Origin of the sequence: Pseudomonas sp. AFG_SD02_1510_Pfu_092 (assembly GCF_003331055.1) — a bacterium.
In the GTDB taxonomy this organism is placed as follows: Bacteria; Pseudomonadota; Gammaproteobacteria; order Pseudomonadales; family Pseudomonadaceae; genus Aquipseudomonas.
Window position 1 is genome coordinate 53,069 of record NZ_PUQD01000005.1, and the last position, 12,537, is coordinate 65,605.

At 64.7% G+C, this 12,537-nt stretch carries 14 protein-coding genes; 11 read left to right on the forward strand and 3 right to left on the reverse strand.

All coding sequences use genetic code 11. The annotated features are described in order from the left end of the window. Positions 1-6 precede the first annotated feature (6 nt). The gene (locus C6A77_RS03990; protein ID WP_114168118.1) at positions 7-282 is read right to left on the reverse strand and encodes a polyhydroxyalkanoic acid system family protein; all 276 of its coding nucleotides are present in this window, start codon (positions 280-282) and stop codon (positions 7-9) included. Between the two features lie 124 nt (positions 283-406). Between C6A77_RS03990 and ubiE the strand changes: the two genes are divergently transcribed. The 11 genes from ubiE to C6A77_RS04050 all read left to right on the forward strand — a co-directional run bounded on the left by ubiE (position 407) and on the right by C6A77_RS04050 (position 10,693). Next, the gene (ubiE, locus tag C6A77_RS03995) at positions 407-1,177 is read left to right on the forward strand and encodes a bifunctional demethylmenaquinone methyltransferase/2-methoxy-6-polyprenyl-1,4-benzoquinol methylase UbiE (protein ID WP_114168119.1); all 771 of its coding nucleotides are present in this window, start codon (positions 407-409) and stop codon (positions 1,175-1,177) included. Further along, the gene (locus C6A77_RS04000; RefSeq protein ID WP_114168120.1) at positions 1,177-1,800 is read left to right on the forward strand and encodes an SCP2 sterol-binding domain-containing protein; all 624 of its coding nucleotides are present in this window, start codon (positions 1,177-1,179) and stop codon (positions 1,798-1,800) included. Before ubiE ends, C6A77_RS04000 begins: the two co-directional genes overlap by 1 nt. Beyond that, the gene (gene ubiB, locus C6A77_RS04005) at positions 1,797-3,416 is read left to right on the forward strand and encodes a ubiquinone biosynthesis regulatory protein kinase UbiB (protein ID WP_114168121.1); all 1,620 of its coding nucleotides are present in this window, start codon (positions 1,797-1,799) and stop codon (positions 3,414-3,416) included. The genes C6A77_RS04000 and ubiB overlap by 4 nt, the downstream gene beginning before the upstream one ends. A 72-nt stretch (positions 3,417-3,488) precedes the next feature. Then, on the forward strand, positions 3,489-3,881 hold the full coding sequence (gene hisI / locus C6A77_RS04010) for a phosphoribosyl-AMP cyclohydrolase (RefSeq protein ID WP_114168122.1): 393 nt from the start codon (positions 3,489-3,491) through the stop codon (positions 3,879-3,881). Between the two features lies 1 nt (position 3,882). After that, positions 3,883-4,218, forward strand: coding sequence for a phosphoribosyl-ATP diphosphatase (locus C6A77_RS04015; RefSeq protein WP_114168123.1), 336 nt, complete (start codon positions 3,883-3,885; stop codon positions 4,216-4,218). A 166-nt stretch (positions 4,219-4,384) separates the two neighbouring features. Then, positions 4,385-4,657 (forward strand): twin-arginine translocase TatA/TatE family subunit, encoded by a 273-nt coding sequence (locus C6A77_RS04025; protein WP_114168124.1) that lies wholly within the window; start codon positions 4,385-4,387, stop codon positions 4,655-4,657. A gap of 3 nt (positions 4,658-4,660) precedes the next feature. Next, positions 4,661-5,038 (forward strand): Sec-independent protein translocase protein TatB, encoded by a 378-nt coding sequence (tatB, locus tag C6A77_RS04030; protein WP_114168125.1) that lies wholly within the window; start codon positions 4,661-4,663, stop codon positions 5,036-5,038. Continuing rightward, a complete protein-coding gene (gene tatC / locus C6A77_RS04035) occupies positions 5,035-5,826 on the forward strand; it encodes a twin-arginine translocase subunit TatC (protein ID WP_114168126.1) in 792 nt (263 codons plus the stop codon). Before tatB ends, tatC begins: the two co-directional genes overlap by 4 nt. Then, the gene (locus C6A77_RS04040; RefSeq protein WP_114168127.1) at positions 5,823-6,530 is read left to right on the forward strand and encodes a 16S rRNA (uracil(1498)-N(3))-methyltransferase; all 708 of its coding nucleotides are present in this window, start codon (positions 5,823-5,825) and stop codon (positions 6,528-6,530) included. Before tatC ends, C6A77_RS04040 begins: the two co-directional genes overlap by 4 nt. A 100-nt stretch (positions 6,531-6,630) precedes the next feature. After that, on the forward strand, positions 6,631-8,547 hold the full coding sequence (locus C6A77_RS04045; RefSeq protein WP_114168128.1) for a methyl-accepting chemotaxis protein: 1,917 nt from the start codon (positions 6,631-6,633) through the stop codon (positions 8,545-8,547). 202 nt (positions 8,548-8,749) lie between these two features. Further along, positions 8,750-10,693: a methyl-accepting chemotaxis protein gene (locus C6A77_RS04050; RefSeq protein ID WP_114168129.1), complete on the forward strand. Its 1,944-nt coding sequence runs from the start codon at positions 8,750-8,752 to the stop codon at positions 10,691-10,693. A gap of 93 nt (positions 10,694-10,786) precedes the next feature. Here the strand turns inward: C6A77_RS04050 and C6A77_RS04055 are convergent, their stop codons facing one another. Continuing rightward, on the reverse strand, positions 10,787-11,521 hold the full coding sequence (locus tag C6A77_RS04055) for an amino acid ABC transporter ATP-binding protein (RefSeq protein WP_114168174.1): 735 nt from the start codon (positions 11,519-11,521) through the stop codon (positions 10,787-10,789). After that, positions 11,514-12,476 carry an amino acid ABC transporter permease gene (locus tag C6A77_RS04060; RefSeq protein ID WP_114168130.1) on the reverse strand — a complete coding sequence of 321 codons (963 nt, stop codon included), beginning with the start codon at positions 12,474-12,476 and terminating at the stop codon, positions 11,514-11,516. Before C6A77_RS04060 ends, C6A77_RS04055 begins: the two co-directional genes overlap by 8 nt. Positions 12,477-12,537: the final 61 nt, after the last annotated feature.

Here is a 12,537-nt window from a genome sequence, read left to right on the forward strand (position 1 = left end):
CGGGGATCAGGCCAGGGCTTTGTCCAGGGCCCGCTCGATCTCGCCCTTGATGGTGCCGCTCATCATCGACAGCATCATGCCCAGCTTCAGCTCCACCCGGATGCTGTCTTCGCCGATGTGCACGCTGCCGTTGGCGCCGCTGCGCGCCACATCGACCCGGTCGCCGTTCCAGGTGGCCTTGAGGTCGTATTCGCGGACCAGTTTTTCAACCAGCGCTTCGGCCTTGGCACGAGCGGCATCACGGCCGAGGGAATGTTTGCGTTCGACGCTGATCTGAGTCATGCGGATGTTCCTGAAGATGAAGACATAATGGGCATTATGCCCGCCCCTGCCCACTGGCACACCCTGCCAAGACAAATCCGCCCGTTCGCCCTAGAATGGCGGTACTTTTTTCCGGTGAAGCGATATGAACGACCAGCGCAAAGGCGACCAAGCCGAACCCACCACCCATTTCGGTTACCAGGACGTCCCTGAAAGCCAGAAGGCGAAGAAAGTCGCCGAAGTGTTCCACTCGGTGGCGGCCAAGTACGACCTGATGAACGATGTGCTTTCCGGCGGCATGCACCGGCTGTGGAAGCGCTTCACCATCGAGCTGTCCGGCGTGCGCGCCGGTAACCGTGTGCTGGACATTGCCGGCGGTACCGGCGACCTGGCCGCCAAGTTCTCGCGGCTGGTCGGCCCGACCGGGCAGGTAGTGCTCGCCGACATCAACGAATCGATGCTCAAGGTCGGCCGTGACCGCCTGCTCGACCGTGGCGTGGCCGGCAATATCGAGTTCGTCCAGGCCGACGCCGAGAAGCTGCCGTTCCCGGACAACCACTTCGACTGCGTGACCATTGCCTTCGGCCTGCGCAACGTCACCCACAAGGACCAGGCCATCCGCTCGATGCTGCGTGTGCTCAAGCCGGGCGGGCGCCTGCTGGTGCTGGAGTTCTCCAAACCGACCAACAAGCTGATGTCCAAGGCCTACGACGCCTACTCGTTCGCCTTCATGCCACTGGCCGGCAAGCTGATCACCAACGATTCGGAAAGCTACCGTTACCTCGCCGAGTCGATCCGCATGCACCCCGACCAGGAAACCCTCAAGAGCATGATGGTCGAGGCCGGTTTCGACCGCGTCACCTACCACAACATGACCAGCGGCATCGTTGCCGTGCACCGGGGGATCAAGCCCTGATGCTGCTGGCCGGGCTGCTCGCCAGTGCCGAACATGGCCTGAACCGCGTCCTGCGCATGGACAGCACGGCCCTGCCGCGGCTGGCTGCACTGGAAGGCAAGGTCATCGAGATCGACTGCCGGCAGCCGGCCCTGCAGGTGTTCATCCTGCCCGATGAACAAGGCCTGATGCTCGCCGCCCACTGGCAAGGCGAGGTCGATTGCAGTTTGCGCGCCCCGGCCGGCAGCCTGGCGCAACTGGCACTGGCCAGGGACAAGACCGCCGTGCTGCACAGCCCGCAGGTCGAACTGCACGGCGACAGCGCGGTACTGCTCGACCTGTTCGGGGTGCTGCAGGACCTGGAACTGGACTGGGAACACGAGCTGCAACGCTGGCTCGGCCCGGTCGCCACGGCCATGCTGGCCGGGCACATCCGCCTGCGCGCACGCTGGACCCGCCAGGGCCTGGCACGCTTCAGCCAGAACCTTGCCGAGTACCTGGCCGAAGAGTCCCGCACCCTGGTCGGCAAGCGCGAAGCCGAAGCCGCCTTCAGCGAACTCGATGCCCTGAAACTCGATACAGAACGCCTCGAGGCGCGCATCAAGCGCCTTTCCCGAACCCTTGATACCAGCGATAACGCATGAAGCTGCTCGCCGTCCGCCGTCTTTTTCGCATCCAGCGGGTCGTCATCCGTTACCGGCTGGATGACCTGCTGTTCGACTACCCGCTGCCCTGGTGGCTGATGAGCCTGCGCCTGCTGATGCCGTGGCGCTGGCTGCCGCGCAAGCCGTCCGCGCTCAGCCGTGGCGCGCGCCTGCGCCTGGCGCTGCAGGACCTGGGGCCGATTTTCATCAAGTTCGGTCAGTTGCTGTCCACCCGCCGCGACCTGCTGCCCACCGACATCGCCGATGAGCTGATGTTGCTGCAAGACCGCGTGCCGCCGTTCGACCCGCAAAAGGCCGTGGCGCTGATCGAAGAGCAACTCGGTGCCCCGGTCAGCCAGGTATTCAGCCGCTTCGACGTCGAGCCACTGGCCTCCGCCTCGGTCGCCCAGGTGCATGCCGCGCGCCTGAAAAGCGGTGAAGAGGTGGTGGTCAAGGTGGTCCGGCCAGGCCTCAAGCCGGTGATCGCCGCTGATATTGCCTGGCTGTTCCTGATCGCCAAAGGCGCCGAGCGAGTCTCTGCCGATGCCCGCCGCCTGCATCCGGTGGAAATCGTCGGCGACTACGAAAAGACCATCTACGACGAACTCGACCTGTTGCGCGAAGCGGGCAATGCCAGCCAGCTACGGCGCAACTTCGAAGGGTCGGAGCTGATGTATGTACCGCAGGTGTATTGGGACTGGTGCCGGCCGAAGGTGCTGGTGATGGAGCGTATCTACGGCGTTCCGGTGACCGACATGGCCACCCTCGCCGACCAGCGTACCGACATGAAGATGCTCGCCGAGCGCGGTGTGGAAGTGTTCTTCACCCAGGTGTTCCGCGACAGCTTCTTCCACGCCGACATGCACCCCGGCAACATCTTCGTCAGCACGGTCAGGCCATGGAGCCCGCAGTACATCGCCATCGACTGCGGCATCGTCGGCAGCCTGACGGACGAGGACCAGGACTACCTGGCGCGCAACCTGATCGCCTTCTTCAAGCGTGACTACCGCCGCGTCGCCCAGTTGCACATCGACTCGGGCTGGGTACCGGCGCACACCAAGGTCAACGAGTTCGAGGCGGCGATCCGCACAGTCTGCGAGCCGATCTTCGAAAAACCGTTAAAGGATATTTCCTTCGGCCAGGTGCTGATGCGCCTGTTCCAGACCGCCCGGCGCTTCAACATGGAAGTGCAGCCGCAGCTGGTCTTGCTGCAGAAGACCTTGCTCAACATCGAAGGCCTGGGCCGCCAGCTGTACCCCGATCTCGACCTGTGGAGCACCGCCAAGCCGTTCCTCGAACGCTGGATGCGCGAACGCATGAGCCCCAAGGCGGTGTTCGGCAACATCTACAGCCAGGCCGAACAGCTGCCGCACCTGGCCAACATGGCCCGCGATGTACTCGAACGCCTGTCACAACCGCACCTGCACGATCCGCAACTGCCCGAGCGCCGTCGCCAGGGTGACCGCTTGCCGCTGCGCGTGCTGGGTGCCGGCCTGCTGAGCGGCGGTGCGGTGCTGGCCGCCGCTGCCGCCGAAGCCGCCAGCCTGGCCGCCCCGGGCGCCTGGCCAGCCTGGCTGATGCTGGCCGCAGGCCTTTACCTGATCGTACGCCAATAGCCAGCCGCGCCCTTGGCTGGCACACTAGCGCAAAGGGCCTGGCACGGGAGCGGGCCCGCTTTGGAGTCGACGATGAAAGACTGGCTGGACGAGATCAAGTGGAACAGCGATGGCCTGGTACCGGCGATCGCCCAGGACCACAAGACCGGACGCGTGCTGATGATGGCCTGGATGAACCGCGAATCGCTGGCCCTGACCGCCGCCGAGCAGCGCGCCATCTATTGGTCGCGTTCGCGTGGCAAGCTGTGGCGCAAGGGCGAAGAGTCCGGGCATGTGCAGAAGCTGCATGAAATGCGCCTGGACTGCGATGCCGACGTGATCATCCTGATGGTCGAGCAACTGGGCCATATCGCCTGCCATACCGGCCGTGAAAGCTGCTTCTACCGCGTCTTCGACGGCGGCCAGTGGAAAACCGTCGACCCGGTCCTGAAAGACCCGGATGCAATCTACAGCGCAGGACACTGACATGAGCGACACCCTCAACCGCCTGGCCGACGTGCTTGAAGAACGCAAGCACGCGGCGCCCGACAGCTCCTACGTGGCCAGCCTGTACCACAAAGGCCTGAACAAGATCCTCGAGAAACTCGGTGAAGAGTCGATCGAGACGATCATTGCTGCCAAGGACGCTGCGGCCAGCAAGGATTACAGCGATGTCATCTACGAAACCGCCGACCTGTGGTTTCATAGCCTGGTCATGCTCAGCGCGCTGGGCCAGCATCCGCAAGCTGTGCTGGATGAGCTGGAACGCCGCTTCGGGCTTTCCGGGCATGATGAGAAGGCGGCTCGTCAGCCGTCTGCCTGATGTATTTTCCCGGGGCAGTGAGCGCCCCTGTGGGAGCGGGTTTACCCGCGAAGAATGCAACGCGGTATGAGGCACCGGCTTCGCCGGTGTTCGCGGGTGAACCCGCTCCCACAGGGACCGCGCTGCCAGGACAACTCGCTGTACCTGTCATTTTCAGGAGTACGAAATGGGTATCTTTGACTGGAAACACTGGATCGTCCTGCTGGTCGTCGTGGTCCTGGTGTTCGGCACCAAGAAGCTGAAAAACTTCGGCAGCGACCTGGGCGAGTCGATCAAGGGCTTTCGCAAGGCCATGAGCGACGAAGAAAACAAACCGGCCGAGCAGACCCCGCCGCCCGCCCAGGCCGTTCCGCCGGTACAGAACACTGCCCAGCAGAGCCAGGGCCACACCATCGATGGCCAGGCCCAACCGGTCCAAGAGCCGCAGCGGAAAGACTGACCCATGTTCGGCATCAGTTTCAGCGAGCTGCTGCTCGTCGGCCTGGTCGCTCTGCTGGTGCTCGGCCCCGAGCGCCTGCCCGGCGCCGCGCGCACGGCAGGCCTGTGGATTGGTCGGCTCAAGCGCAGCTTCAACAGCATCAAGATGGAAGTGGAGCGTGAAATCGGCGCCGACGAAATCCGTCGCCAGCTGCACAACGAGCACATCCTGCAGATGGAAGAGGAAGCCAAGCGCATCCTCAACCCGATGACGCCGCCGGCGCAGCCACCCGTCACCACGGCCACCGTGCAGCCCCCCGCCGGGCTCGAAGCCCGGCCGGTCGAGCCAGCTGCCAGCGCCGCCCACTCTTCTGAACCGCCTCAACCGCCGCGAGCCCCATGAGCGAGAACCCGGAACACGACCAGCCGATGCCGCTGGTGTCGCACCTGACCGAACTGCGCACCCGCCTGCTGCGCTGCGTCGCCGTCATTTTCCTGATCTTTGCCGGGCTGTTCTCCTTCGCCCAGCAGATCTACACCCTGGTTTCCGCGCCACTGCGCGATCACTTGCCGGCCAATGCGACGATGATCGCCACCGATGTGGCCTCGCCGTTCCTCACGCCGTTCAAGCTGACCATGATCGTCGCGCTGTTCCTGGCGATTCCGTTCATCCTGCAGCAGATCTGGGGTTTCATCGCACCCGGGCTGTATCGCCATGAAAAGCGCATCGCCATTCCGCTGCTGGTATCGAGCATCTTCCTGTTCTACGCCGGCATGGCCTTCGCCTACTTCCTGGTGTTCCCGCTGATCTTCGGCTTCTTCGCCAGCGCCACGCCGGAAGGCGTGTCGATGATGACCGACATCGCCAGCTACCTCGACTTCGTGATGACGCTGTTCTTCGCCTTTGGCGTAGCCTTCGAAATCCCGGTAGCGGTGGTGCTGCTGGTGTGGATCGGCGTGGTCGATGTGAAGTACCTGAAGAAGATCCGCCCCTACGTGATCATCGGCTGCTTCGTGGTCGGCATGGTCCTCACGCCGCCGGACATCTTCTCCCAGACCCTGCTGGCCGTCCCCATGTGGCTGCTGTTCGAGATCGGCGTGCTGTGCGGCAGCCTGATCCGCAAGCGCAGCGAAGCCGACGATAGCGCCACCAACGACCACAACGACCAGCCACCTGCGACCCAACCGTGAACCTGTTACTCCTGGAAGAGGCCGACTTCGTCGCGGCCGACCGCGTCGTTCTCGCTGACCGGCGCTTCACCCACATGCAGGACATCCACCGCGTGGCGGTGGGCGACAACCTGCGCGTGGGCCGTATCAATGGCCTGATGGGCCAGGCCACGGTACTGCGCCTGGAACAGCACGAGGCCGAACTTGAAGTGGCCTTCGACCAGCCACCACCCGCCAAGCTGCCGCTGACCTTGGTGCTGGCAGTGCCGCGACCAAAAATGCTGCGCCGGCTGTTCCAGACCGTAGCCACGCTGGGCGTGCCACGGCTGATCCTGGTGAACAGCTACAAGGTCGAAAAAAGTTTCTGGCAAACGCCCTTCCTGAACCCCGAGAGCATTCGCGAAAACCTCATCCTGGGCCTGGAACAGGCTCGCGATACGGTGCTGCCCGAGGTCATCATCGAAAAGCGCTTCAAGCCGTTCGTCGAAGACCGCTTGCCGGCCATCGCCGCAGGCAGCCTGGGCCTGGTCGGCCACCCTGGCCCCTACCCCGCCTGCCCACGTGCCGTGGAGCAGCCGGTGACCCTGGCCATCGGCCCCGAAGGTGGCTGGATACCTTACGAAGTGGATTTGCTGGGCAAGGCCGGCCTGGCTCCGGTGCAGCTGGGCGAGCGTATCCTGCGGGTCGAGACCGCCGTGACCGCCCTGCTTTCGCGGATTTTCTGACGAACAGGTCAGCTTTCACCCATAAAGTTTCCCTCCCCCAGGCCGATGGCCTTGGCAACACAACAAATAAACGTGCTGCCAAGCCGGCGGGGAGTTACACATGTATCAATGGTTCGCCCAATCGTTGGGCAATGTGAGCGTCAGTCGCAAACTCGGGCTGGGTTTCGGCCTGGTACTGCTGTTGACCCTGGCCATCACCCTGGCCGGCTGGCACGGCATGGACAGCATCATCAACCGTGGCGACAAGCTGGGCAACATCTCGGTCATCCAGCAGTACACCCAGGAATTGCGCATCGCCCGCCAGCATTACCAGCGCCAGCGTGACGAAGCCGCGGTGGCAGAGCTGGAAAAAGCCCTGGGCAACCTCGACCGCCAGGTCCAGCTGATGCTCACGCAGATCGAGAACCCCGCCGACCGCCAGCGCCTGGAGCAACAGCGCGAGGCCGTGCGCGGCTATCACCAGGCATTCAACGAACTGAAGCAGGCCGGCCAGCGCCGCGAGGCCAGCCGCGCCGCGCTTGGCGACACGGCCGACAAGGCGGTCGAGCTGGTCGGCCGGGTGCAACGCGGCCTGCTGGAGGGCGGCGATATCAGCCAGTACCAGTACGCGGTGCAAGTGAGCGCCTTGCTGCAACAGGCGCGCTTCCAGGTGCGTGGCTACACCTACAGCGGTAATGCCGAGTACCAGCAGACAGCACTGAAGGCCATTGACCAGGCCCTGGCCGAGCTGCGCGCGCTACCGGCCAAAGTGCCGGCGCAACATGCCGCCAGCCTGGATGACGCCGCCACGGCCATGGCCGGCTACCGCGACGCGGTCACCCAGTTCGGCAATGCCCAGACCGCCAGTGATCAGGCCTTGCAGAGCATGGTCGAGCACGGCACGGTGCTGCTGCAGACCAGCCAGGCGATGACCGCGTCGCAGACCGAGGTGCGCGACGCCGGTGCCGCCCAGGCCAAGATGCTGCTCGCGGTGGCCACTGTGCTGGCCCTGGCCCTCGGCCTGCTGGCCGCCTGGCTCATCACCCGGCAGATCGTCGCCCCGCTGCGCCAGACCTTGCAGGCCGCCGAACGCATTGCCAGCGGCGACCTCAGCCAGCACGCGCAGGTACAACGCCGCGATGAACTGGGCCAGTTGCAGGCCAGCATGCAGCGCATGACCCAGGGCCTGCGCGAGCTGATCGGCGGCATTGGTGATGGCGTCACGCAGATCGCCAGCGCGGCAGAGGAGCTGTCGGCGGTGACCGAGCAGACCAGCGCCGGGGTCAACAACCAGAAGGTCGAGACCGATCAGGTGGCGACCGCGATGAACCAGATGACCGCCACCGTGCATGAAGTGGCGCGCAATGCCGAGCAGGCCTCGGAAGCCGCGCTGATGGCCGACCAGCAGGCCCGCGAAGGTGACCGCGTGGTGGGCGAGGCAGTGGCGCAGATCGAGCGCCTGGCCGGCGAAGTGGTCAACTCCAGCGAAGCGATGAACCAGCTCAAGGCCGAAAGTGACAAGATCGGCAGCGTGCTCGATGTCATCAAGTCGGTGGCCCAGCAGACCAACCTGCTGGCCCTCAACGCCGCGATCGAGGCCGCCCGTGCCGGCGAGGCCGGGCGTGGTTTTGCCGTGGTGGCCGATGAGGTGCGCAGCCTGGCCCAGCGCACCCAGCAATCGACCGAAGAGATCGAAGAGCTGATCGCCGGCCTGCAAAGCGGCACCCAGCGCGTCGCCAGCGTGATGGACAGCAGCCGCCAGTTGACCGACAGCAGCGTGGAACTCACCCGCCGTGCCGGCAGCTCGCTGGAAACCATCACCCGCACCGTGTCGTCGATCCAGGCGATGAACCAGCAGATTGCCACCGCAGCGGAAGAACAGACGGCGGTGGCGGAAGAGATCAACCGCAGCGTGATGAATGTGCGGGACATTTCCGACCAGACCTCGGCGGCCAGCGAAGAGACGGCCAGCTCCAGCGTGGAGCTGGCGCGGCTGGGTACCCACCTGCAGGGGTTGGTGGGGCGGTTCAGGCTCTGACCTGATATGGGGCCGCCTGTGCGAAACCTGGAGGAGCGGGCAAGCCCGCGAACAGGCCAGCACAGGCGGAACGCTCCCACAAACTAAGGTGAAATTTCCTACCTGATTATCAGGTCAAGTCCTACAACTCCGCTGCCGATGGGCAAGGTGTGATGCCGGCAATGCGTCCGCATCCCCTCCCCCAATCGCACGGAGACTCACCATGCTCGGCTACCTCAACCGCAAGCTCGGCAACATCAGTGTCGGTGCCAAGCTCGCCCTCGGCTTCGCCGTGGTGCTACTGCTTACCCTGGCCACCACCATCAGTGGCTGGCGCGCGCTGGATGGCGCCATTGTGCGTTCGCAGCAACTCAGCGAAATCGGCCAGATCAATGACCTGACCAAGGACCTGCGCGCGGAACGCATCACCTACCGCGTGCTCAACGACGATGCCAGCAAGTCGCGCATCACCACCATCCTCGGTCAGCTCGACAGCATGCTGACCACTCTGCAACAACGCAGCAATGTAGATGACTCACGGCAAATGCTGAGCGAGAAGCTGGCCCTGTTGCAGCGCCTGCGCGATCAGTTCAGCGAACTGCAACGCAACGTCGCCAGCCGTGCCGCCATGCGCAAGGCCATGCAGGAACAGGAGCAGAAGCTCAACGAGGTGATCGACCAACTGCAGACCCAGGCCCTGCTGGAAATGCCCGCCGACAGCCAGCAAAGCGGTGTGCTGGGCCTGATGGATACCCTCAGCCGGCACATCGACAACGCCAACCAGCAGAGCCTGGTGCCTGCCTACACGTTCACCCCCGTAGAGAACTTCGCCAAGGTCGGCGACAGCGCCCTGGACGCCGCCGATGCCAGCCTGGCGCAACTGCTCAAGGGCCTTGCCCCGCTGCGCCTGGCGCGCACGTTGACCGAGCAGCCCGGTGTCGAACTGGCCCGCTACCGCGCCAGCCTGGACCAGTACCGGCGCGCCGCGGTCCGCGTCGAGCAATTGCAGAACGACCTGGAAACGATGGGCGATGAGCTGCGCGCGGTGAGCGTGGAGCTTGGCAAGCGCAAGGTCGAGCAACGCGACAGCGAAGCCCTGGCCGCCCGCTCGCTGCTGACCAGCGTGGCGCTGCTGGCGCTGGTGGTCGGGGTGCTGGCCGGCTGGCTGATCACCCTGCAGATTACCCAGCCGCTGCGCCAGACCCTGGCGCTGGCCGCACGCATTGCCAAGGGCGACCTGAGCCAGGTCGAAACCGTGCAACGCCGTGACGAGATGGGCCAGTTGCAGAGCAGCATGCGCGACATGACCTTGAGCCTGCGCGAGCTGATCGGCGGCATCGACCAAGGTGTCGGGCAACTGTCACAGGCGGCCTCGGAGCTGGCGACCAGCAGCGAGGACACCAAGCTGCGCATCAACCAGCAGCGCGAGGAAACCGACCAGGTGGCCACCGCCATGAACCAGATGAGCGCCACGGTGCAGGAAGTGGCGCAGAACGCCGAACAGGCCTCGCTGGCCGCGACCAACGCCGACCAGCAGGCGCAGCTCGGCGATCAGGTGGTTGCCGAGGCCATCGGCCGTATCGAGCAACTGGCCGGGCAGATGGACCATTGCCTGGCGGCCATGCAGCACCTGGCAGGCGAGAGCCAGCGCATCGGCAGCATTCTCGATGTGATCAAGTCGGTGTCCGAGCAGACCAACCTGCTGGCGCTGAACGCGGCCATCGAAGCGGCGCGCGCCGGTGAAGCCGGGCGCGGGTTTGCCGTGGTGGCCGATGAAGTGCGCGGCCTGGCCCAGCGGACCTCGACCGCCACCGAGGAGATTGGCCAACTGATCGACAGCCTGCACAACGGTACCGACGAGGTAACCCGATTGCTCGACAGCAGCAAGAGCCTGACCGAGCAAAGCGTGGAACTGAGCCGCAGGGCCGGGCATGCGCTGGGCCAGATCACCGACACGGTGTCGAGCATCCAGGGCATGAACCAGCAGATCGCCACGGCCAGCGAGGAACAGAGCGTGGTCGCCGAGCAGATCAACCGGAGCGTGCTGAACGTGCGGGATGTGTCGGATCAGACCAGTGCGGCCAGTGAGCAGACGGCGGCTTCGAGTGGCGAGCTGGAGCAGTTGGGGCAGCAGCTGCGGGGAATGGTTGGGCGGTTCAACATCTGAGATCAGGTCGCCCTCTTCGCGGGCACGCCCGCTCCCACAGGTACATCGCTACACTTGTGGGAGCGGGCATGCCCGCGAAGAGGCCGGTGCGGGTTACAGCACCTGACGCAGGAATGCCTGCGCACGCGGATCCGTCGGTGCCGCAAAGAACGCAGCCGGTGCCGAGTCTTCCAGCAGCTTGCCGTGGTCGAAGAACAGCACCCGGTCAGCCACTTCGCGGGCAAAGCCCATTTCGTGGGTAACGCAGACCATGGTCATGCCTTCCTGAGCCAGGGTCTTCATCACATCCAGCACCTCGCCGACCATTTCCGGGTCGAGCGCCGAGGTCGGCTCGTCAAACAGCATTACCTTCGGGTCCATCGCCAGGGCCCGGGCGATCGCCACCCGCTGTTGCTGGCCGCCGGACAGGCGCGACGGGTATTCGTTGGCCTTCTGCGCGATACCGACCTTTTCCAGCAATGCCCGCGCCTTGGCTTCACGCTCGGCCTTGTTGCGCTTGCGCACCACCTTCTGCGCCAGGCACAGGTTTTCCAGCACGGTCATGTGCGGGAACAGGTTGAAGTGCTGGAACACCATGCCGACTTCGCGGCGGTAGGCGTTGATGTCGGTCTTCGGGTCGGCCAGTTGCAGGCCGTCGATGGCCACGTGGCCTTCGTCGAAATGCTCCAGGCCGTTGAGGCAGCGCAGGAAGGTCGACTTGCCCGAACCCGACGGGCCGAGCACCACCACCACTTCGCCCTTGGCGACCTGGGTGGTGACGTTATCCACAGCCCGCACCACATGGCCACGGGTATCGAAGACTTTCAGCAGGTCACGGACTTCAATCACTTTGCGCAAGCCTCCGCTCGAGCCGGCTGGCCAGGTGCGACAGCGGCAGGTTGATCAGCAGGTACAGGCCTGCCACGCAGAACCAGATCTCGAAGGTCGAGAACGAGGTGGTGATGGCCTCGCGGCCACTCTTGGTCAGTTCGGTGATGGCGATCACCGAGACCAGCGAGGTGTCCTTGACCAGGCTGATGAACTGCCCGGCCAACGGCGGCAACACGCGCTTGAAGGCTTGCGGCAGGATCACATGGCGCATCGACTGGCCAGCGTTCAAGCCCAGCGAGCGGGCTGCTTCGTTCTGGCCCTTGGCGATGGACTGCACGCCGGCACGCACGATTTCCGCCACGTAAGCGCCGGTGAACAACGCCAGTGCAGCCACCCCGGCAAACTCGCGGGACAGGTTGAGCACGGTACCGATGAAGAAGTAGAAGATGAAGATCTGCACCAGCAGCGGGGTCCCGCGCACCAGTTCGACATACACCGTCGACAGGTCACGCAGGGTCGGGTTGCTGGACAGGCGGCAGAGGCCGGCGAACAGGCCGATCAGCAGGCCCAGGGCACCGGATACCACCGAAATCCATAGCGTGGTCCACAGGCCCCAGGCCAGCGGGCCGGCAGCCCAGTGGCGAGTCACGCCGATCTGGTCACCTTCGGCGACATCGTCGCCGCGGCTCAGCTGCAGGCTGTCCTTGTCCACCTCGAGCACCTGCTCGCCACCGTTCTCGTCTTTCAGCGTGACGCGGGCATTGTCGCCGGAGACGACGATCTCCTGCACGGTGCCGTAAGCGGCGGCGCGCTGTGCTTCCTCGGCCTGGTAGGCGAAGTACTGCGGTACGCGGTTCCAGCGCCACTCGTAGGAAATCATCGAAGTGGCCATGTACAGGCTGAACGCCAGGCCCACCAGGACCAGGGCGGTCAAACCGTGCCAGGGCCACTGGGCTTTCTTGTGTTTGATCACGTGGGGTACTTCCGTAAATGCGAACGCGCAGGGTTTGCCTGCGCGTCGAGGTCATAAAGCC

What these genes read in the sequence shown, in the direction of transcription:
- C6A77_RS03990 (WP_114168118.1), bottom strand. Translation starts at nt 282, where the DNA reads ATGACTCAGATCAGCGTCGAACGCAAACATTCCCTCGGCCGTGATGCC.
- ubiE (WP_114168119.1), top strand. Translation starts at nt 407, where the DNA reads ATGAACGACCAGCGCAAAGGCGACCAAGCCGAACCCACCACCCATTTC.
- C6A77_RS04000 (WP_114168120.1), top strand. Translation starts at nt 1,177, where the DNA reads ATGCTGCTGGCCGGGCTGCTCGCCAGTGCCGAACATGGCCTGAACCGC.
- ubiB (WP_114168121.1), top strand. Translation starts at nt 1,797, where the DNA reads ATGAAGCTGCTCGCCGTCCGCCGTCTTTTTCGCATCCAGCGGGTCGTC.
- hisI (WP_114168122.1), top strand. Translation starts at nt 3,489, where the DNA reads ATGAAAGACTGGCTGGACGAGATCAAGTGGAACAGCGATGGCCTGGTA.
- C6A77_RS04015 (WP_114168123.1), top strand. Translation starts at nt 3,883, where the DNA reads ATGAGCGACACCCTCAACCGCCTGGCCGACGTGCTTGAAGAACGCAAG.
- C6A77_RS04025 (WP_114168124.1), top strand. Translation starts at nt 4,385, where the DNA reads ATGGGTATCTTTGACTGGAAACACTGGATCGTCCTGCTGGTCGTCGTG.
- tatB (WP_114168125.1), top strand. Translation starts at nt 4,661, where the DNA reads ATGTTCGGCATCAGTTTCAGCGAGCTGCTGCTCGTCGGCCTGGTCGCT.
- tatC (WP_114168126.1), top strand. Translation starts at nt 5,035, where the DNA reads ATGAGCGAGAACCCGGAACACGACCAGCCGATGCCGCTGGTGTCGCAC.
- C6A77_RS04045 (WP_114168128.1), top strand. Translation starts at nt 6,631, where the DNA reads ATGTATCAATGGTTCGCCCAATCGTTGGGCAATGTGAGCGTCAGTCGC.
- C6A77_RS04050 (WP_114168129.1), top strand. Translation starts at nt 8,750, where the DNA reads ATGCTCGGCTACCTCAACCGCAAGCTCGGCAACATCAGTGTCGGTGCC.